The organism is Actinocatenispora rupis, assembly GCF_016861975.1.
In the GTDB taxonomy this organism is placed as follows: Bacteria; Actinomycetota; Actinomycetes; order Mycobacteriales; family Micromonosporaceae; genus Actinocatenispora; species Actinocatenispora rupis.
Genome location: NZ_BOMB01000007.1, coordinates 86,317 through 105,277 on the forward strand (window position 1 = coordinate 86,317; position 18,961 = coordinate 105,277).

At 73.6% G+C, this 18,961-nt stretch carries 15 protein-coding genes; 3 read left to right on the forward strand and 12 right to left on the reverse strand.

Annotation, left to right across the window (positions count from 1 at the left end; all coding sequences use genetic code 11):
* Positions 1-1,185 precede the first annotated feature (1,185 nt).
* Both Aru02nite_RS06005 and Aru02nite_RS06010 read right to left on the reverse strand, forming a co-directional pair.
* Positions 1,186-2,163, reverse strand: a complete 978-nt coding sequence (locus Aru02nite_RS06005) for a glycosyltransferase family 2 protein (protein ID WP_203655554.1) — start codon at positions 2,161-2,163, stop codon at positions 1,186-1,188.
* Positions 2,160-3,095 carry a sulfotransferase gene (locus tag Aru02nite_RS06010; protein ID WP_203655555.1) on the reverse strand — a complete coding sequence of 312 codons (936 nt, stop codon included), beginning with the start codon at positions 3,093-3,095 and terminating at the stop codon, positions 2,160-2,162. The genes Aru02nite_RS06005 and Aru02nite_RS06010 overlap by 4 nt, the downstream gene beginning before the upstream one ends.
* A 112-nt stretch (positions 3,096-3,207) precedes the next feature.
* Here Aru02nite_RS06010 and Aru02nite_RS06015 point away from each other — a divergent pair, with 112 nt between their 5' ends.
* Both Aru02nite_RS06015 and Aru02nite_RS06020 read left to right on the forward strand, forming a co-directional pair.
* On the forward strand, positions 3,208-3,981 hold the full coding sequence (locus tag Aru02nite_RS06015) for a WecB/TagA/CpsF family glycosyltransferase (RefSeq protein WP_203655556.1): 774 nt from the start codon (positions 3,208-3,210) through the stop codon (positions 3,979-3,981).
* Positions 3,982-4,267: 286 nt separating this feature from the next.
* The gene (locus tag Aru02nite_RS06020; RefSeq protein WP_203655557.1) at positions 4,268-5,317 is read left to right on the forward strand and encodes an LPXTG cell wall anchor domain-containing protein; all 1,050 of its coding nucleotides are present in this window, start codon (positions 4,268-4,270) and stop codon (positions 5,315-5,317) included.
* A gap of 63 nt (positions 5,318-5,380) precedes the next feature.
* Here Aru02nite_RS06020 and Aru02nite_RS06025 read toward each other — a convergent pair whose 3' ends face one another.
* From Aru02nite_RS06025 to Aru02nite_RS06060, 8 genes are all read right to left on the reverse strand, one after another.
* On the reverse strand, positions 5,381-6,175 hold the full coding sequence (locus tag Aru02nite_RS06025; protein WP_203655558.1) for an SGNH/GDSL hydrolase family protein: 795 nt from the start codon (positions 6,173-6,175) through the stop codon (positions 5,381-5,383).
* A gap of 146 nt (positions 6,176-6,321) precedes the next feature.
* Positions 6,322-7,314: a glycoside hydrolase family 26 protein gene (locus Aru02nite_RS06030; RefSeq protein ID WP_203655559.1), complete on the reverse strand. Its 993-nt coding sequence runs from the start codon at positions 7,312-7,314 to the stop codon at positions 6,322-6,324.
* Complete coding sequence (locus Aru02nite_RS06035; RefSeq protein WP_203655560.1) at positions 7,314-8,048, reverse strand: methyltransferase domain-containing protein; 735 nt, start codon at positions 8,046-8,048, stop codon at positions 7,314-7,316. The genes Aru02nite_RS06030 and Aru02nite_RS06035 overlap by 1 nt, the downstream gene beginning before the upstream one ends.
* Positions 8,038-9,621: a lipopolysaccharide biosynthesis protein gene (locus tag Aru02nite_RS06040; RefSeq protein WP_203655561.1), complete on the reverse strand. Its 1,584-nt coding sequence runs from the start codon at positions 9,619-9,621 to the stop codon at positions 8,038-8,040. The genes Aru02nite_RS06035 and Aru02nite_RS06040 overlap by 11 nt, the downstream gene beginning before the upstream one ends.
* A 3-nt stretch (positions 9,622-9,624) precedes the next feature.
* Positions 9,625-10,500 carry a sulfotransferase domain-containing protein gene (locus Aru02nite_RS06045; RefSeq protein ID WP_203655562.1) on the reverse strand — a complete coding sequence of 292 codons (876 nt, stop codon included), beginning with the start codon at positions 10,498-10,500 and terminating at the stop codon, positions 9,625-9,627.
* A gap of 1 nt (position 10,501) precedes the next feature.
* Positions 10,502-11,764, reverse strand: a complete 1,263-nt coding sequence (locus Aru02nite_RS06050; RefSeq protein WP_203655563.1) for a hypothetical protein — start codon at positions 11,762-11,764, stop codon at positions 10,502-10,504.
* Entirely contained in the window at positions 11,761-13,146 is a 1,386-nt protein-coding gene (locus tag Aru02nite_RS06055) for an O-antigen ligase family protein (protein ID WP_239076430.1), read from the reverse strand. Before Aru02nite_RS06055 ends, Aru02nite_RS06050 begins: the two co-directional genes overlap by 4 nt.
* 4 nt (positions 13,147-13,150) lie before the next feature.
* The gene (locus Aru02nite_RS06060; protein ID WP_203655565.1) at positions 13,151-14,872 is read right to left on the reverse strand and encodes a Wzz/FepE/Etk N-terminal domain-containing protein; all 1,722 of its coding nucleotides are present in this window, start codon (positions 14,870-14,872) and stop codon (positions 13,151-13,153) included.
* Between the two features lie 313 nt (positions 14,873-15,185).
* Here Aru02nite_RS06060 and Aru02nite_RS06065 point away from each other — a divergent pair, with 313 nt between their 5' ends.
* On the forward strand, positions 15,186-16,496 hold the full coding sequence (locus tag Aru02nite_RS06065; RefSeq protein ID WP_203655566.1) for a glycoside hydrolase family 26 protein: 1,311 nt from the start codon (positions 15,186-15,188) through the stop codon (positions 16,494-16,496).
* Between the two features lie 35 nt (positions 16,497-16,531).
* On the opposite strand, the gene Aru02nite_RS06070 is transcribed toward Aru02nite_RS06065, so the two are convergent.
* Both Aru02nite_RS06070 and cysC read right to left on the reverse strand, forming a co-directional pair.
* Complete coding sequence (locus tag Aru02nite_RS06070) at positions 16,532-17,446, reverse strand: sulfite exporter TauE/SafE family protein (RefSeq protein ID WP_203655567.1); 915 nt, start codon at positions 17,444-17,446, stop codon at positions 16,532-16,534.
* On the reverse strand, positions 17,446-18,960 hold the full coding sequence (gene cysC, locus Aru02nite_RS06075; RefSeq protein ID WP_203655568.1) for an adenylyl-sulfate kinase: 1,515 nt from the start codon (positions 18,958-18,960) through the stop codon (positions 17,446-17,448). Before cysC ends, Aru02nite_RS06070 begins: the two co-directional genes overlap by 1 nt.
* Position 18,961 lies beyond the last annotated feature (1 nt).

Here is an 18,961-nt window from a genome sequence, read left to right on the forward strand (position 1 = left end):
TGTGGCGCTGCGGATGTGGGCGTTGGTACGGCGGGGTCTGGTGCGGTCGTGCGGGAAGGGCTGACGGCGGCGGGTGACTGGGATGCGCTTCGTACCCGAGGGGCCGGGGTGGCGCGGGACTCCGGTGCGGCGGCCGGTGCCGCGGTCGGATCGGGTACCGGGGGAGCGAAGGGGGACGGTGTCGCCTCGGCGCCGGGCGCGGTTGTGGCCGGGGACGTGGTGGTGGGCGAGGTGGTCGTGGGCTCTGGCCGTGGCGCGGCGGGCGGTTCCGCGGTCGGCGAGGCGTCGCGCCGTGCGTCGGTGGGCGCCGGTGGCTCGGACTCGGCGGGCGCGGCATCGGCGCGGCGCGGCGCGGGTCGGGCGGGGACGAACGTCGAGGACGTGTCGGCGAGGCTGCCGGCCAGTCGTTGCCGGATCGACATCGTGGCGGGCGGCGCCCACGGGCCCGCGTCGTCCGGCGTACGCGGCGCGGCCGGCGCGGCCGTACCGGTCAGGTCGGGCAACAGCCCAGGTGGTACGGGGTGATCGTCCCGCTCGTCGGTCACGATGCGACACCAACCATCGTGCCCTGCCTCCCCGTCCCGCATGAACATTGACCGATATCAATATCATCATCGCCCCGGAAAAGCGACCCGCCACAGTGGACGGTCCACTCCCCGGGCCCGGCGATCTCCCCGATGCACCGGCACTCCGGCACGCCCGTGGACCCTGGCCTCGCTCGCCGCCGCAATCACCACATCCCGCTCGGTACGGTTCACCCCGCACCCGCGCCAGCCATCCGCGAGGGCCGTCCGCGCCATCCGCGGCGACCGATCGCCGCGGAGAACCACCCGCTCAATCCGGAACGCGCCGGGCGCAGGTGAACGACGACCGTCGCGCTGTCGTACCTGTCGGGCGGTGCAGGGGCGGCGGCGCACGGGACGCGAGCGTATCGACGGGTCGGCGTTGCGTGTGCTGGGCCGCGACTGCGCTGACGGGTCGGGGAGCGCGTATCGGGATGGGGTCGCGCCGACGGTCAGGTCGGGGAGTGCGCGTCGGGATGAGGCCGTACCGGCGGGTGGGTTGTGCGTGCGGGCCGCGACTGCGGCGGCGGGTGGATGGCGCCGGGCCGACGGGTCGGGTCCTGTCGGGCGTGCACCGTGCCGGCGGGGCACGGGGATGTGTTGGTGGGCAGGCGGTTCCGGGTCAGATGCCGCGGCCGCGGCGGTGCAGGGTGCCGAGTACGGATTCGACGGAGACGAGGCGGGCGGCGGCGGCGAGGGCGATGGCGGCGCGGGGTTCGCCCGGGTTGCGGCGCAGCGACCGGCGTGCCCACCGCACGGCGGTACGGCGGTCGCCGGCGGCGGCGTGCCAGCAGGCGAGCTGGCCGTACACGCGGGCGGAGCCGGCGCGGCAGGCGGACAGTTCGGGGTGCCGGTCGAGCATCCAGGTCAGCGACGCGATCTTCGTCCGGTACTCGCGGGCGAAGAACGAGCCGCGCCCCCACCGTACGTGCACGAGCGGTCGGTCGACGTGGGCGATGGGCCGGCGTCGGGCGGCGCGGAGGAGGAGGTCGTAGTCCTCGTTCTGGCTGCCGGGGGCGTCTTCGGCGACGAGCCCGATGCGGTCGTCGGCGAGCGCGGTACGGCGGACCAGGAACGTCGACGCGTGCAGCATCGCCATCCGGGACCGGGCGAGGTCGTCGAGGACGACGACGTCGGTGCCGGCGAGCCGCGGGTGCGTGACCCCGTCGTACGCGACCTCGATGGCGCAGGTGGCGAACTCGGCGCCGGGGTGCGCGGCGAGTGCGGCGACCTGCGCGGTGAGCTTGCCGGGCAGCCACGCGTCGTCGTCGTCGCAGAACGCGACCAGGTCGACCGGACCGTCCACTTCGGACAGTGCGCGGATGCCGGTGTTGCGGGCGCCGGCGAGTCCGGGCGTACGCGTGTTGGCCACGACGGTGACGTCGTCGGCGGCGAGCGTACGGTCGGGTTCGGCCCGGTCGTACACGACGACGATCCGGACGGTGCCGTCGTACTCCTGGCCGCGGACGGAGGCGATCGCGGCGCGGAGCAGTTCGGGCCGGTCGTGCGTGGGAATCACCACCCCCACGCTCGGCGCCACGACACCCGCACCCGCGGATCCCGTGCCATCTGGCAGGTTCGACGTGTTGGTGCCGGTCATCGGGGGCCTCCGAGGGGATAGCCGTACGCGCCGAGCAGCGGTGCGGTGAGCGCGCCGACCAGCCGCCGTTGGGGCGCGGGAAGTTCGCGGCGCCACGCGTCGTCGCAGCGGAGTTCGACGTCGCCGGTGGCGAACCGCATGGGGTTGCCGGCGGCGGAGTGGCAGCGGCCGAGCCGGGCGGTGCCGGGGCCGAGGAAGCCGAGGGCGGCGGGATCCGGTGGCAGGTCGGCGAACCGGCGGATCTCGTCGACGGTACGTGCCGGCTCGGCGACGAACTCCTCGTACCGGAGGCGGTGCACAGGTGTGCCGATCCGTTCGAGCACGCCGAAGGCGGCGTTGAGCGTGTTCCAGAGCAGCGCGGAGCGGGCCGGTGGGTACCGGGTCATCTCGGCGTGGCCGTCGGCCTCGGGGCGGACCTTCTGCTTGGTCCAGGAGTACGCGACGCCGCGCGAGTCGCGGACGACGTGGACGACGCGCAGGTCGACGTCGGGGCACCAGCGCAGGCAGAACGCGAGCGACGCGTGTTTCGACGAGTCGACGACGACGCGGGCGCCGGACACCTCGACGGCCGCCCGGTACACCTGCGCGTACGCCTGGGTGTACTCGCTGACGAGCCGGGCGCGGACGGCGCGCAGCCGGGGCGCGGCGAGTCCGGGGAGGTGGCGGGTGCGTTCGACGGCGGTACGCAGGCCGACCATGCGGCGGGCCAGGTCGGGTGTCCAGCCGCCGAACGCGGTGGCGCCGACGCGCTGCCAGAAGTCGCAGCGGGAGAACCGTTCGCCGCAGCCGCAGCGTTCGTCGTCGAGGACGTCCCGGTGCCACAGGTGGACGACCTCGCCGAGTGGGCACACCCCGGGCAGTTCGCCCAGGATCCGTTCCAGCAGCGTGGTTCCGCTGCGTCCGAGTCCGCCCAGGAACAGCACCCGTACCACCGGCTACCCCCTTGATCAAACCGCCCCCGGGTACAACGACGCGACACGCCACAGGCAACTGTACGTGTGCTTTCAACGACTCTCGGTCGACGCTCGGCTAGGGTCTGCGATCGTGTCCGCACCTGCCGCCCCGTCCGCGACCGTCGTGCTGTCCGGCGTGGGATTCCATCCGCTCACCGAGGCCGAGGTCGTCTCGCGGGTCGTCGCCGACCTGTGCGCGGGGGTCGGCGGCACGCTCGTCACCCCCAACGTCGACATCCTCCGCCTGGTACGCCGGGACGCGGAGGCGCGCGGCCACGTCGAGTCCGCCAGCTACGTCGTCGCCGACGGTGCGCCGCTGGTGTGGGCGAGCCGGCTGGCCGGAACCGCGCTGCCCGAACGGGTCGCCGGCTCCAGCCTGATCTGGTCGCTGTCCGCGGCCGTCGCCGCCGAGTCCCGTTCCGTGTACCTGCTGGGCGGCGCGCCCGGGGTCGCCGCCCGCGCCGGCGAGGTACTGGCCGAGCGGTACCCCGGCCTGCGGGTCGCCGGCACCTCGTGCCCGCCGTACGGGTTCGAGGACGATCCCGTTGCGGTGGAACGGATCCGCGCCGAGGTGACCGCCGCCCGCCCCGACCTGGTGTACGTCGGGCTCGGCTTTCCGAAGCAGGAGCGGCTGATCGCCCGCCTGACGCCCGACCTACCCGGTACGTGGTTCGTCGGGTGCGGCGCCGCGATCGGCTTCGTGGCGGGCGTACGGCGACGGGCGCCGCGGTGGATGCAACGTACCGGGCTGGAATGGGCGCACCGGTTGGGAAGCGAGCCGACCCGACTGTTCCGGCGGTACGTTGTGCACGACGCTCCGTTCGCCCTGCGACTGCTCGCTGCGAGCGCGCTGCGCCGCCGCTGACGGTCCGGGTATCCGCCGCTCACCGCGCGTCGACCGACAGCGACGCGAAAGCGCGGAGTAAGCGCCGACTGGTTCGCTCTGCTGGCGCCGGGATGCCCCGGCGTGGGGGAGTTCGACGGGGTCCGCGTCCGGTCCCGCCGTACGGCCAACGACCGTGCGGCGGGCCGGCGCGGAACGTCTTGGCGCCACCCGCCCCAGGTGCCGCCGGTCGGGGTCTCCCCGGTGCGCTGCTGCCGTTGTGCACCAAGCGATCCCGTACACCAATCGGCTTCATCGGAGGGTATCCATGTCAGTCCACGCCGTGAGGCGCGTCGGCGCGGTCGCCGGTCTCGGCCTGCTCGCGTCCGCCGGTATCGGGATGGTCGCGGTGGCCACCCCGGCGGTCGCCGCTCCGTCGAACGACCACGCGCTGCACGCCTCGGCGACGACGCCGGACGCGGTCGCGCCGGGGGGCTCCGGCACGTTCCACTACGCCATCCAGAACGTGAGCGGCAAGGCCACCGACGGCGTCCTGATGAACGTCTCGATCCCGCGGTACGTCTCGCTGCCGAACGTCACGCAGGACAAGCACTGCAAGCAGACCGGTACCACGAAGATGGCCGTGCTGTGGAGCTGCGCGTTCACCGACCAGAGCGGCAAGCTCCAGCCGGGACAGACGGTCAGCGCCGACCCGACGTACACGCTGGCGAAGAACACGCCCGGCCCGGCGCAGGACACCATCGGCGTCCTGGTCGTGCCGCTGGACGCGAACGGTCAGCCGACCGAGTCGTGGAAGGACCTGAGCGGCCCGAACACCGTCAAGGTGCCGATCCGCAGCACCGCGAACCACTACGACTACAAGGTCTCCGCCGGTACGGCGAAGGGCGCGGTCGGCGACACGGTGACCGTGCACGCCAGCGGTACCAACGCGGGCCCGTCCGACTTCGTCGGCGGCGTCGTCGACATCGTCGCCCCGACCGGTACGAAGCTGGCCGAGCTGCCGAAGGGCTGCGCCTGGAAGACCCAGGGCCGTTCGGTGCACTGCGAGGCCAAGGACGAGGTGGTGCCGGCCGGCAGCACCCAGTCGATGGACCTGAAGTTCACCATCACCGACCAGAAGATCGGTGCCGACGGGAAGGTGTCGGTCGCGACCACCACGCCCGGCGAAACCAACAAGGACAACAACTCCGCCCCCATCCGGATCACCGCGACCGGTGGCCAGGGCGGCGGCGGCGGAACGCTGCCGGTGACCGGTTCCAGCACTGCCACGGTGGCCGGCACCGGCGCCGCGGTACTGCTCGCCGGTGCCGCGCTGTTCGTCGTGGGCCGGCGTCGGTACCGCGCCCGGCACCGCTGATCCGGACGAGCGACGGCGCCGGCCCCCACGGGGGTCGGCGCCGTCGTCGTACGTGCGGGTGGATCAGGCGGCGGAGCTGAACACCGGCAGGTAGCCGCCGGACTGGCCGGCCGCCGTCGGGTGGTACGACTCGGTGATGTCGGCGAAGTTCAACGCGTGCAGCCACTTGGTACCGCCGCTGCACAGCTGGTGACCGACCCAGATGTCGCGTACGTCGGCGAACGCGAATCCGCTCTGCCGGCCCACCGCGTCGCGGGTGATGTCGTCCAGCAGGTTGATGCCCTCGTCGATCTTCGCCCGCGACGTCTCGCTCAGCCCGACGCAGCCGGACGTGTTGAGCTGGTAGAAGACCGGGTAGCTGAGGACGACGACGTGCGCGTTCGGCGCGTGCGACCGGATGTTCGCGTACGTGTTGTCGAGCTTGCCGGGCATCTCGGACCGTGCGGTGTCCTCGGCGGCCTGCACCGCGTTCACGCAGGCCGTGGTGCCCTGGAGGGCGCAGGTCTGCATGATGTTGGCGAAGCCGACGTCGTTGCCGCCGATGGTGATGCTGACGAGCGTGGTGTCCGCGCTGAGCGCCGACACCTGGCTGCCGTTGACGTCGTCGGTGGTCGCGCCGGAGCACGCCACCGTCTGGTACGAGGCGGGCGAGTTCGCGCTCGCCCACAGCGCCGAGTACGCGTTCTGGCTCTGCAGACAGGAACCGGACTCGCCGCCGGCGCCGACACCCGACGAGTACGAGTCGCCGAGGGCGACGTAGTTGACGCTGGCGGCCTGGGCGGGGGCGGCCATGGCCAGGGTGATGCCGAGGGCGGCGGCCAGGCCGGCGATGGGGGCGATGAGACGAGATCTGCGCATCGTCATCCTCCGGGTAGGGATCCGATCGGGTGGGGGGTGGGATCTCGGATCGCCCTCGTATCAGAACATTACCGGCGGGTACGAGGGAAGTGTCTGGCAACAACCTTTTCCCATAACTTGCCGAGTAAGGACCGAGTCGGGCGGGATCAGGATTTCGGGTTGAACCAGGGATCGCGGGCCATGTCGGCGAACGCGCGGAGCGCGGCCGGATCGCCGCGCAGCGCGTACCGTTCGACCGGGCGGTCGCGGTCCGGATCGGAGTCGTAGTAGCAGGCGGCGCGGATCTGCGGGTTGGCCTTGAACTCGGCCGCGGCACCGCGCAGCCACTCGGCCCGCACCGCCGGGCCGTACGACTTCGGCGCCCCGTACTCGCCGACGATGATCGGCTTGCGGTGCCCCCGGGCCCACGTCAGGAACGGCGCGAGCACGGTCGACAGCGGCCGCACCCGCCGCCCCGGGTACGCGTCGACGCACAGCCAGTCGACCTCGTCGTCGCCCGGGTAGAACGCCGGCGCGTCGCCACCCGCGGCGAAGCCGTCCGCGGTCGGGCACCACACCCAGGACGCGTTCGTCACGTGCTGCGCGGCGAACACCCCGCGCAGGTGCCGCCACGCCGCGACGTACTCGGCCGGCGAACCCATCTGCGCGCGCAGGTTCGGCCGGTCCATCTCCCACCGCCACTCCAACAAAACCGGCCGGCCCATCGCCCGGATCTGCCGGGCCCGCCGCGCGATCAGCCCGTCGTACCGGCCGGCGGTGATCTGGTGGGTGTCGGTGCCGGCCCAGGAGTACAGGAGGACGGCCCCGCCGGCCTGGAACGCGCGGTCGGACGCGGTGTCGAACGGGTCGGCCCACTTCCGGTACGTGTGCACGACGTCCAGCCGCCGGCCGAGCTGACCCTGGAGGTCGTCGACGGCCATGATGCGGCCCGGCTGCGTGACCGGATCCGGCTTCGCGTACGCGCCGAGGTACGCGCCGCGCGCGGGTGGCCGTACCGGCCCGCCGTCGAGCGGCCCGCGGTCGGTGGCGATCGGCCGGGGCGTACCGGCGCCGGTGGTGGTGTGGTGCGCCGAGGTGCCGCCGCAGCCGGTCAGCGCGGCGGCCAGCAGTACCGCGAGTGCCGTCGCCAGCCGGCGCATCACGGCAGCCGGCGCGCGACGTACAGCACGTCGGTGGACAGCGACGGCAGCCGCGGCGCCAGGTACGTGTCGAGCAGACCGGCGGGCGCGCGCAGCACCGCGGTCTTGTACCAGGCCGGGGTGGTCAGCGCGAAGCCGTACGTGCCAACGAGTTCGAAGCCGTGCCGGGCGAGCAGGTCGCGCACCGTACGGTCGGACAGCTCGGAGAACCACGGGTCGCCGCGGTGCCGCCAGCGGCCGAGGTGGCGCAGCGACCGGCTGCGTCCGTGGTTCTCCAGGACGAGCAGCCCGGAGTCCCGGTGCGGCAGTGCCGCGGCGGCGAACGCCAGCGCCCGGTCGCGTACCGGCTCGGTGGCGTTGAGCAGCAGGCGGAACATCGTCACCAGCGTCGGACCGGTGGTGCGCGCGGGCATCGGGACCGGACCGTCCGGCGGTACCAGGTGCAGGTCGGCGGTGCAGCCGGCATCCCGCGCGCCGCGCAGCATCGCCGGCGACACGTCGTACCCGTGGCCGGCGCAAACCAGGTCCGCCAGCATCAGCAGCGCCCGCCCGGTACCGCAGGCGAAGTCGTGCTGCACCGGCGGTTCCGGGAACCAGCGGCGGATCTGGCCGCGCAGCACGTCCCGCTGCCGCGCGCTGATCGAGGCGGAGTACCCGCCCGGCCGGTAGACGACGTTCTCGTACTTGCTGACCGCGGCGTCGTCCCGGAACAGTTCGGGATAGTCAGTGCGCATGGCGGAACCTCTCGACGATTCGGCGGGGCAATAGGTCGGTGAGTCCGAGGCGGTCGCGCGCCAGCACGCAGGCCGTGGCGTACGCGGGGACGGCGACGGCGAGGGCGGCGGCGAGCCCGACGAGACCCGGACCGAGCAGTACGCGGGCGCAGATCGCCGGTACCGCAACGCATCCGGCACCGAGCAGCGCCGCGTACCCGGTGGCGCGGCCGAACGGGTGCAGCCGCAGCGCGACCGCGATCTGGACCACCGGCACCAGGTTCTTGACGAGCAGCGCGGCGGCCCAGCCGAGCGCCGCGCCCATGATGCCCAGCGGCGGGATCAGGAGCAGGTCGAGCCCGACGTTGACGGTGAGCGCGAGCGCCACGTTCGCCAGGTTCCAGGTGGTACGGCCGCCCATCGTGAGGACCATGTCGACCATGCCGCAGGCGCCGGCGACGAGCATCGCGCCGCACAGTACGGCGACCACGAGCGCGGTGCCGGTCCCCGCGTACCCGGCGCCGAAGACCCCCAGGTACGCCGGCGCGAAGACCGCGACGAGCAGGTACATCGGCCAGGTGAGCAGCACGACCCAGGCGGTCGACGTCTGGTAGAGCAGGCGTACGGCGGCGGTGTCGCGGCGGGCGAGCAGTTCGGCGAGGCGCGGCTGGACGGCGCTGCCGATGGCCTGGTTGCCGAGCTGGCCGACCACGATGAACCGGGTGGCCACGGTGTAGAGCGCCGCGGCCGGGAAGCCGAGCATCCCGGCGACGAGCAGCACGTCCAGCCGTTGCAGCGCCACCTGCGCGATGCTGGACAGCGCGCGCGGCGCGGTGAACCGCCAGAACGCCGGACCCAGCCGCTCCGGTACGACGACGTCCACAGTGGACCGTCCGGGGACCGGCCGGCGGCGGGCGGCATGGTCCACAGTGGACAGGAACCAGGCCGCCAGTACCACGCTCACCACGTACGGCCCGGCCCAGGCCACCGAGTCCAGCGTCGTGCTCGTCGACAGCAGTACCACCAGCAGGACGGCGAGTTGCAGCGACGGGCGGATCACCTTGTCCACCAAGGCGGTCGGCCGCATCGTCCGGTACCCGCGGGTCGCGGACAGCAGCGCGTCGGACAGCGCCGCGGCCGGCAGGAACAGCGCGAGGACCCGGAGCTGCCGGGCGAAGTCGCCGGCGTGCGCGTGCCGCCCGGCCAACACCGACAGGTGCGCCAGGTACGGCGCGGCGGTGAACAGCACGGCGGCGGCGAGCACCGAGGCGGCGAGTACCGGCAGGAGGGCGCGGCGCAGCAGCCGGTGCAGCAGGTCGAAGCGGCGCACCGCGCGCAGCCGGGCCAACCAGTACACGAGGCCGGTGTCGGTGCCGAGCTTGGCGAGCATCTGCGCGAGCAGGAACGCCGAGGTGGCGGAGAAGAACACGCCGGCCTGCGCGTGCCCGAGCCCGCGCGCGACCAGCGTGGTGATCGCGAGCCCGGCGAGGCCGGAGAAGCCGGCCGCGGCGAGGTTCAGCACCCCGCCGCGGGCCACCCCGCCGAGGCCGACCTGCCGTCCGGTACCGGCGGCCGGACCGACCACAGTGGACATTCCTCAGCGCTCCAGGAACGACGGCCGGTACCCGAGCCACTCCACCAGCCGCCGGTTGTACGGCTCGAAGTGCCCTTCCAACAGCTCCCGGGTACGGTCCGGCATCGGCCCGCGGCGGCGCGCGTTGTGCCGCTCGAACCGCGGGTACCCGAGATCGGGCAGGCCCAGGAACGACAGCACCGAGTCGTACACCGGCTCGGGGTCGGTGAAGAACATCTCGGCGTCGACCACGTGCAGGCGCTCCCGGCCGAACACGGACTCCAGCCGCAGCAGGTGATCGATGTACTGGCCGCGCTCGGCGTACGCGTGGTGCTGGTGGGAATGGCTGTGGTACGCGGGATCCGCGCGCAGCCGCTCCGCCTCGCCGGCCAGCCGGCCCGGCTCGCGGCCCAGCGCGACCGAGAAGTCCCGCTCGGTCTCGAAGCCGCGCGCCACCTCGTGCGCGTGCTGCGAGTACGCCCGCTCGACCGGGTCGCGGATCAGCACGATGAGCTTCACGTCCGGCAGCGCCGCGGCGATCCGTTCCGCCGCAAGCGGATGGTACATGTAGTACGGGCTGGACTCGAAGGTCTGCGCGCGGGCGCCGGTGCGGTCGCTGACCCGGCGGGCGGTGCGCCGCAACGGAAAGTGCCCGCGGTACCAGTCCGGGCCGCGGTGGTAGTCCACGTCGAAGTAGTGGACTCCCTTGTGCAGTACGGCTTTCAGTACCGCGGGGTGCGCGGCGAGCGCCCGGTACATTGACGTCGTGCCACACCGCTGGCCGCCCGCGATGAGGAACGACGGCAGCATCCGGGAGCCCGCCGACAACCGGCCCAACGTCACGGATCCGGTGTGCACCAACCGCTTCACGGGCGCCGGTACGGAGGAACGCAAGGGCATGTCAGCTCACCTCGGTTGGCGAAGGGTCGTCCACCGCGCGGACCGCGGCGACGAGTTCGGGCAGCAGCCAGGTACCGAGCACGCCCAGCCGGGCGCCCGCCTCCGCCTGCTTGTCACCCAGGTACCGCGCCGCCAGGTCGACCAGGTACAGCAGGGCGGTGACCCGCGCCGCCTCCGCCGGTACGCCCGCGTCGGCGAGCAGCGGGCCGGCCGCGTCGAGGCACTCGGTCACCGCGGCCCGGGGTTCCCGGCCGTCGCGGACGATCGCGGCCTGCAGCCGGTAGTGCAGCGGGTCGAAGCCCACCGGTACGCCGGTGTCGAAGCGCTCCCAGTCCCACACCAGCAGCCCCTCGGTGGTGGACGCCATGTTCCACGGCGTCCAGTCCCCGTGCCACGCACCGAACTCCAGCCGCAGACCACCGGTGCGGAGTACCAGGTCGCGGCCGGCTGCGGCGAGCGCCCGGCCGTCCTCGGTCGCGGTGAGGCCGGCGAGCCTGGCGCGCAGCCGGGCCCAGTACCGGCTGTCGGCGAGGCGTTGCCGGCGCAGCCCGGTCACCCCGGCCACCTCCCGCATCGCGGCGACCAGCGTCTCCCGCGTCAGCGGTACGCGGGGCCGGTCGATCGGCAGCGCCGACGAGGCGAGCAGTTCGTGCCCGCGCCACTGCCCGGTCGACAGTACGGCCGGCGCGGACAGGTGCCGGAAGCCGGCGTTCGCGACGGTGAGCAGCGCGCGCGCCTCGGCCCGTACCAGGCCGCGGGTCAGTTCGTTGATGCCGAGCTTGACGAACGCGATGGTCCGGCCGACCTCGTCGAGCAGTTGCAGCACCGGTTTCCGGTTGGCCCGCGCCGGTCCGATGTGGACGGACGGGACCAGGCTGACGCCGAGCAGCTCGCGCAGGCAGCGTTCGATGTTGTCGGCACCGTCCGGTGTGGACACCCGGACCCGGTCGCGCAGCAGTACCCGGGACGCCCCGGTACGCAACGCCGCCACGACCGCGCCGCGCTTCATCCGCGACGTCAGCGACTGGGGCTCGGAGTACCGGCGGACGGCGCCGACGGTCACCCGGGTACTGCCGGCCGGGGCGAGCAGCCGCGCCCGCCGCATGTCCGGCAGCACCACGTACTCCCGGCTCGTGTCGTCCACAGTGGACGTTCCGGGCAGCGACACCGCGCAGGGCGGCGGGTACAGCAGCGGCAGCACCTCGGTCAGGTACGCCGCGCGCCGGGCCGCCTCACCGGCGGTCAGTTCGGCCGGCACGGTCATGAAGCGTTCTCCTCAACGGGATCGGTGGCGTTGCGCCAGAGCAGGACGTACGACAGGAACGTGAACGCCAGCGGCGTGACGAGAGCGTTGTAGTAGAACATCGAGGCGAGCGAGACGACGATCGCGCCGGACGCGGCCAACCCGGTCGGCGTACCGTCGCGGCGGTAGCGCCACAGCACCACCACGAAGAAACCGATGTAGAGCGCGGTACCGAGCAGCCCGTGCAGGTAGAGGACCTGCCAGAGCTGGCCGTTGCCGCCGATCGTGTGGCCGCCGCAGCGCTTGCAGCTGCCGGTGTCGCCGACCGCGATCGACCTGTCGCTGCCCTGCGTCGCGCGGGTCGTACCGAGCCCGACGACCGGCGACTGCCACACCCCGTCCAGCGCCCGCTCGGTCACGAACATCCGCACGTTGTTGGACTTGCCGTTCGCCATCCGGTCGCGCACCACCTGGCCGAGCGGCGTCGCCAGCACCAGTACGGCGACCACCAGCACCGCCGCGGCCGCCGTACCGATCGCCCACAGCCGGCCGCGCAACGCGAGCCGTACCGCCAGGTACCCGGCGAGCAGGCCGAGGTCGATCCACAGCCCGCGGTTCAGGGAGTACACGGTGGGGATGACGGCGAGGGCCAGCACCCCGAGCGCGACCCACCGTCCACATCGGACCAACCGGGCGGATCCCTCGTACCGCAACGAGAACGCGGCGACCACGAACCAGCCGGCCAGCAGCGCCAGGTTGTTGCCCCAGGTGTTCGTGTACCCCCAGGGCGCGGCCGGCCGCGGCGCCGCGTATCCGAGGACCTCCATGACCTGCGCGGCGGCCGGGTGTACCAGCGACGCGACGAAGCTGTTGGCCCGTACGTGCGGCGGCAGCAGCAGCTCCACCGGCGAGGAGAACTCGAAGTGCCCGGCGAACGTGCCGAGCAGCCCGCCGCCCACCGTCACCACGAACAGCCACCCGAGCAGCAGCACCAGCCGCCGCTTCGGCAACTCCCGTTCGGTCCGGGTTCCCGCGTACAGCAACAGAACCGTGAGCGACGCGTACTCGACGAGCCGGAACGCGACGCCCGGCAGCCGGCTCGTCGCGCTGCCCGGGATGGTGCCGGCCGGGTTGAGTCCGAGCGCGGCCAGCCCGGCGATCGTGACGAGCAGGAACAGCAGCCACAGCGCCAGTTCCGGCGGCAGGCGCAGCGGGCGGCGACGCGCGACCGCCGCCGCCATCGGTACGGCCATGATCGGGAAGATCAGGACGCCGAGCCCGAGCGCCCACCAGACCGGGTACCCGGCGAGCAGCCAGGTCAGCGGCCAGCACGCGTCGAGCCAGCGACGGGTCCGCGGCGGCGCGGCGAGTACCGCCCGGGGCGGGGCCTGCGCGACAGTCACGCGCTCAGGCCCCGCGTACCGCTGCCGGCGAACCGTCGCCGACCGCCACCGGCTCCGGCCCGGCGTCCGCCGCCGTCCCGTCCTTCGCGCCGGATTCCCCGTCCGACCGGGCATCCCGGTCCGCCGCGGCGTCCTCGTCCGACCGGACTTCCCTGCCCACCGCGGACACTCCGGAATTCTTGTCCGACGGCGAATCCTCTTCCGCCACACCGGAGTCCGGCGCGGAGTCCCGGTCCGTCCGCGGCGCCGGTACGGCGGTCGGCGTGGCGGCCGCGGGGGCCGGGGGCGGCAGCACGACGGCGCCGAGCAGCGGCGTACCGACACCGCGGAGCTGGTCCACCGCGTCCCGTACGTCCTCGCGCCGGGTGGCGCGCAGCTCGACCGCGAGTACGGCGGCGTCGGCGAGGCTGGCGAGGGTCTGCGCGTCCGGGCCGGTGGCGGTGTCCGGCGTGACCAGCACGACCTGCTCGGCCCGCTCCCGCAGCCGCCGCAGCGCCGTACGCGCCGGCTCGACGGACGGCCGCCCGGCGCCCGCGCCGGCCGCGAGTACCCAGAGGTTGGGTTCGTCGGCGGCGCGGTGCAGGGCCTCGGCCAGGTCGGTACCGGCGAGCACGTCGGACAGTCCGGGCTCCGCCGGTACGCCGGTCAGCGCGGCCACGTCGCCGTCCGCGCCGGACGCGACGAGGACGGTGTCCGTGCCGGCCCGTCCGTACGCCGCGGCCAGGTTCGCGGCGACCAGCGCGCCGGCACCACCCGCGGTCGTACCGAGGACGGCGATGACGGCGTGGTCGCCGGGGGTGGCGGTGAGTTCGTTGCGCAGCCGGGAGAAGGTCCGCTCGCCGTCGGCCGCCGCCAGCCCGTCCGGCGCCGCCGTCAGCTCCGCCAGCACCGGTACGCCGAGCCGGTGCCGCAGGTCGTCGGCGTACCGGACGCGGCGGTCGAACCGGGACCGGAGCAGCGCCGCGGCCAGCCCGACGAGCAGCCCGAGGACGAACCCGGCGGCCAGGTTCACCGGTACCGACGGGCTGGCCGGCGCGGTCGGCAGCGCCGCGTCGCTGATGATGCGGCCGGGGCTGGCGGGCGGCGCGGTGGCGTCGCTGAGCCGGCCGGTCAGCGTGTCGAGCTGGTTGGACAGGCTGCGCCGCCGGGTCTCCAGGTAGACCTTCTGCGAGGAGCCGTCGGTCGCGGCGGCGATCTGGTCGGAGGTGTCCTGGAGCTGCTTGGTCACCGAGGACACCTGGGACCGCAGGGCCCCGGCGGTGGCGTTGTTCGCCGACGCCGCGCCGTCCGCCCGGTTCGCCAGGTACGCCTCGGCGAACGCGTGCGAGCCGGCCCGCGCGAGTGCCGGATCGCCTGCGCTGTAAGCGATCTGGAGCACGGTACTGTTCGGCGGCACCGCGACGGTCACCGCGTCGATCAGGTCGCCGGTCGCCGTCGGGCTGTGCAGCAGCGTCCGGGCCCGGTCGCCGACCGCGGTCGACTTGACGAGCTGCGCCTCGGTGTCGAGGTTGATCGTCTCCTTGGTACGCCCGCCGGCCGCGTTGGCGTCCTGGTTCCCCGTCGGCAGCACCAGTACGGAGGTGGTCGACTCGTACGTCCGCGGCAGGAGGGCGGTGGCGGCCCCCGCGGCGGCCACGCCGAGGATCGTGCAGACGACGACGAGCCACCAGCCGCGGCGTACCGCGTCGAGGTGGCCGGCGAGGTCGGTCGGTGCGGTGACATCCATGGGGGTGCGCCTTTCGCCTACTGGGCGGGTTCGTGCCGAGCTGACGGGTTCGGCCCGACGGCGGGTCACGTGGGCAGCACCGAGAGGCCAGAGACCACACCTTAAGTGATTCCGCGACTACCTCTTGTGTCGGCCCCCGTCGCGGCGGCTCCCCGCGTACGCCCGGTCTGTGCCCCGCGTGGCGACCGCACCCGGCCTGTCGCGTCCCACGATGGTGTCGGCCCCACGTACGAAACATCGGAAATCGACGATGTATCGGTCAGTGACCTGCTACTCCTGAGTCATGTGGTGATCAACGGCGAGGAGTCACGAGATGCGGCGGCTACGCGCGCGGACCGTACTGGCCCTGACCGCGGTGGGTGGTGTCCTGGCCCTCTGCGTCACGATGACCGAGGGGCCGCCGTCGCCCGCCCGGGCCGGCGCCAGCCTGGCCCCGGAGCCGTCCGGCAGCAGCACTCCGGCCGACCCGTCCAGCCCACCCGCCGGTACGTGCGGCGTCGACGCCAAGCTCGTACCGACGTGCGGGGTGCTGTGGGGCGCCGCCACCGGTGGACACAGCGGTACGTCGACCGCCTCCTCGCTCGGCGCGTTCGAGCAGGAGACCGGGCGGACCCAGACCGTGTTCCACACGTACCACCGGGGGACCGGGACGGTGTTCCCGACGGCCGAGGAGATCGCGCTGGCCGACGACACCGCACACCCCCGGATCCTCTTCACGAACTGGAAGCCCGCCGAGGCGAGCTGGGCGGCCATCGCCGCCGGCGACCCCAAGATCGACGGCTTCCTGGACCGGGTGGCCACGAACATCAAGGCGAAGTTCCCACACCGGTTCTTCCTGACGATCCACCACGAGCCGGAGAACGACGTCGTGGCGACGCCCGGCTCCGGGTACACCGCCGCCGACTACGCCGCCATGTACCGGCACGTGGTGCAGCGGCTGCGCGGGGACGGCGTGACCAACGCGGTGTACGTCATGGACTACATGGCCTACCCGAAGTGGGCCATGGCGCCCTGGCACGACGACCTGTACCCGGGTGACGACGTCGTCGACTGGATCGCCTGGGACACCTACGCCTACTCGACCCCCGGGTACGGCTACGGCGACTTCGACGAGATGGTCAACCGCGGCGGCGTCCCCTCCGACCTCGTACTCGACGGCCTGTACCCGCTGGTCGGCTGGCCCGGCTTCTACAGCTGGGCGAGCGCGCGGTTCCCGGACAAGCCGCTGATGCTCGGCGAGTGGGGCGTCTGGAACGGCGCGGACCGCGGCCACAAGGCGTGGTTCTACCGCGACGTCGCCGCCTCGATCGGCCACTTCCCGCGCCTCAAGGCCCTGGTGTACTTCGACACGCCGGCGGAGAAGGACTCGCGGGTGAACAACCCGGCGCAGGCGCTCGGCGCGTACCGGGATCTGGGGGCACTGCCGATCTTCCAGGTGGGCCCGACCGGCCCGACCGGCTCGCCGAGTCCGTCGCCGTCCACGTCGCCGAGCCCGTCGGCGTCGCCGTCCGGTTCGCCGTCGCCGTCGACCTCGCCGTCCGGATCCGTGCCGCCGTCGAGTACTCCGGCGCCGACCGGGTCGTCCAGCCCGGCGCCGACGTCGACGTTCCCGCGGATCCCGTAGCGACCCACAAGACAGACCCGAGCGATTTAGTAGGTTTATTCGGTACGACGATCGGATGCGGTGGCCGCCGCAACGCGGGCGTGCAGCCGGGGGCGCAGCACCCGCCAGCCCGGCACGCACACCAGTACGCCGACGGCCACCGCGGCCAGCAGCGCCACGTTGCCCACGCCGAGCATCTTCAGCCCGCTCGCCAGCAGCACCAACCCGAGCGCCCGGCGTACGACGGCGGACGGGGCGCGGGACGACAGCCGGGCGCCCAGGTACACCCCGGGAAGGGCGCCGACCAGCAGGAACGCCGTCAGCGTCAGCCGGAAGTCGCCGAACAGCAGGTGCGCCAGCGACGCCGCCGCCACCAGCGGTACGGCCTGGACCAGGTCCGTACCGACGAGGTCGCGCGCGGAGAGCACCGGGTACAGCGCGAGCAGCGCGACGATGATCAACGACCCGGACCCGACCGAGGTCAGGCCGACGATCAGCCCGCCGACCGCACCCACCAGTACGGTCGGGACCGGGCGGACCCGCAGCGGCGCCGCGGCCTGCGGTACGGCACCGCCCAGCGCGTCCTCCCGTACGGCGACGAACGCGCGGGCCGACAGCCCCACCACCGCCAGCAGCAGCGCCACGCCGAGCGCCGTGGAGACGACCCGCTGCACCGACTCGCCCGTACCGAAGGCGCGGGCCAACAGCACCCCGCCGAACGCGCACGGCACGCTGCCCAGGCACAACCAGCCCACCAGTCGCCGGTCCACCGTGCCGCGGCGCAGGTGCACCAGGCCGCCGACCGGCTTCATCACCAGGCTCGCCACCAGGTCGCTGGACACCGCGGCCAGCGGCGGTACGCCGAAGAACAGCACCAGCAGCGGCGTCATCAGCGCGCCGCCGCCCATACCGGTGAGGCCGACGACCACGCCGACCCCGAGACCCGCGACCACCAGCAGCGCGTCGTGCATCAGTCGATGGCGTCCAGCCAGCCGCCCGCGACCAGGTGGTCGAGCACCGTGTCGACCGCCTCGTCCACCGTCAGCTTGGACGTGTCCAGCGTGAGGTCCGCGTCCGTGGGCACCTCGTACGGGTCGGTCACGCCGGTGAACGCGGGGACCTGGCCGGCGCGGGCCTTCGCGTACAGGCCCTTGCGGTCGCGTTCCTCGCAGACCTCCAGCGGCGTCGCCACGTGTACGAGCACGAAGTCGCCGCCGACGGCGCGGACCATGGCGCGCACCTCGGCACGGGTCCGCGCGTACGGCGCGATGGGGGCGCACAGCGCGATCCCGCCGTGCCGGGCCACCTCGGCGGCCACGAAGCCGATCCGGCGGATGTTGCGGTCCCGGTCCTCGGCGGAGAAGCCGAGCCCGGCCGACAGCATCCGGCGTACGACGTCGCCGTCCAGCGTGGTGACCGTACGCTCGCCGGACTCGGCCAGCGCGTCACCCACGCCGCGGGCGATCGTCGACTTGCCCGCCCCGGACAGCCCCGTGAACAGCAGTACCAAGCCGCGGTTGTGCCGCGGCGGCCGGGCCCGGCGCAGCTCCTCCGCCACCGCCGGCGGCGTGTGCCACTCCGGCAGCGGCGAGCCGCGGTCCAGCAGGTCGTCGATCTCCCCCTGCGACATCGCCGTACGACGGCGGCGCGGTGGGATGTCGTCCATCGGCCGCCACTGCCCGTCCCGGTTGTCGTACGCCAGGTCGCGGGGGACGACGATGCGGATGCCGCCGCCGACGGCGACACCGGTGGACAGCAGGTGCGTCGCCCCGTAGTTCGCGGCGACGCGGGCGCGGAGCAACCCGTCCCGTACCTCGTCGCCGCGGGACGCGAGCGGCACCGCCACGACCGTCGCCGAGGGCAGCCGCTCGCGGGCGGCGAGCACCGTGCGCACGAGTACCTCGGGGGCGAGGCCCTCGGGGGTCGGGCCGGCGACCGGTACGAAGATCAGCAGGTGCGCGCCGATGGTGCGGGCGGCGTTGCCGATCTGCGCGAGCTGCGGCCGGTGCAGCGGGCGGGTGGCGATGACGCCGAGGATCCGGCCCTCCGGCAGCAGCTCCCGGGTTTCCGCCGGATCCAGCCGCAGCGAACGGAACGCGCCGTGCTCGGGCGCGCCGACCCGTCGTACCGGGCCGGCGACGCGGAACCAGCCGCCGCGTACCTCGGACAGCTCGGTGGCCTCGACCGCGGCGACCGGCGCGCCCTCCGGGTCGGTCAGGATCAGCAGCCGGCGCATCGCGTGCCCGGGGTCCAGCCGCTCGGCGACCTCCGCCGGTACGGCCAGCGTCACCGGCACGGGCCACGCCGTCCCGTCGACGAGCGCGCCGCGGCGCAGCACGCTCGCCACGTCGTCCTCGGCCAGGAAGCCGGTGAGCGGCGCGTACGCCCCGGAGAGCAGCAGCTCCAGGTCGGCGAGCTCGGCCGGGCGCGGCGTGTACGACGGCGCGTCGCGCAGCACCCCGTCGGGCAGGACCCATTCGGACATC

Coding starts and splice junctions, on each gene's coding strand:
- Aru02nite_RS06030 (WP_203655559.1), bottom strand. CDS start 7,314: ATGCGCCGGCTGGCGACGGCACTCGCGGTACTGCTGGCCGCCGCGCTG.
- Aru02nite_RS06045 (WP_203655562.1), bottom strand. CDS start 10,500: ATGCCCTTGCGTTCCTCCGTACCGGCGCCCGTGAAGCGGTTGGTGCAC.
- Aru02nite_RS06005 (WP_203655554.1), bottom strand. CDS start 2,163: ATGACCGGCACCAACACGTCGAACCTGCCAGATGGCACGGGATCCGCG.
- Aru02nite_RS06040 (WP_203655561.1), bottom strand. CDS start 9,621: ATGTCCACTGTGGTCGGTCCGGCCGCCGGTACCGGACGGCAGGTCGGC.
- Aru02nite_RS06060 (WP_203655565.1), bottom strand. CDS start 14,872: ATGGATGTCACCGCACCGACCGACCTCGCCGGCCACCTCGACGCGGTA.
- cysC (WP_203655568.1), bottom strand. CDS start 18,960: ATGTCCGAATGGGTCCTGCCCGACGGGGTGCTGCGCGACGCGCCGTCG.
- Aru02nite_RS06025 (WP_203655558.1), bottom strand. CDS start 6,175: ATGCGCAGATCTCGTCTCATCGCCCCCATCGCCGGCCTGGCCGCCGCC.
- Aru02nite_RS06070 (WP_203655567.1), bottom strand. CDS start 17,446: ATGCACGACGCGCTGCTGGTGGTCGCGGGTCTCGGGGTCGGCGTGGTC.
- Aru02nite_RS06050 (WP_203655563.1), bottom strand. CDS start 11,764: ATGACCGTGCCGGCCGAACTGACCGCCGGTGAGGCGGCCCGGCGCGCG.
- Aru02nite_RS06035 (WP_203655560.1), bottom strand. CDS start 8,048: ATGCGCACTGACTATCCCGAACTGTTCCGGGACGACGCCGCGGTCAGC.
- Aru02nite_RS06020 (WP_203655557.1), top strand. CDS start 4,268: ATGTCAGTCCACGCCGTGAGGCGCGTCGGCGCGGTCGCCGGTCTCGGC.
- Aru02nite_RS06065 (WP_203655566.1), top strand. CDS start 15,186: ATGCGGCGGCTACGCGCGCGGACCGTACTGGCCCTGACCGCGGTGGGT.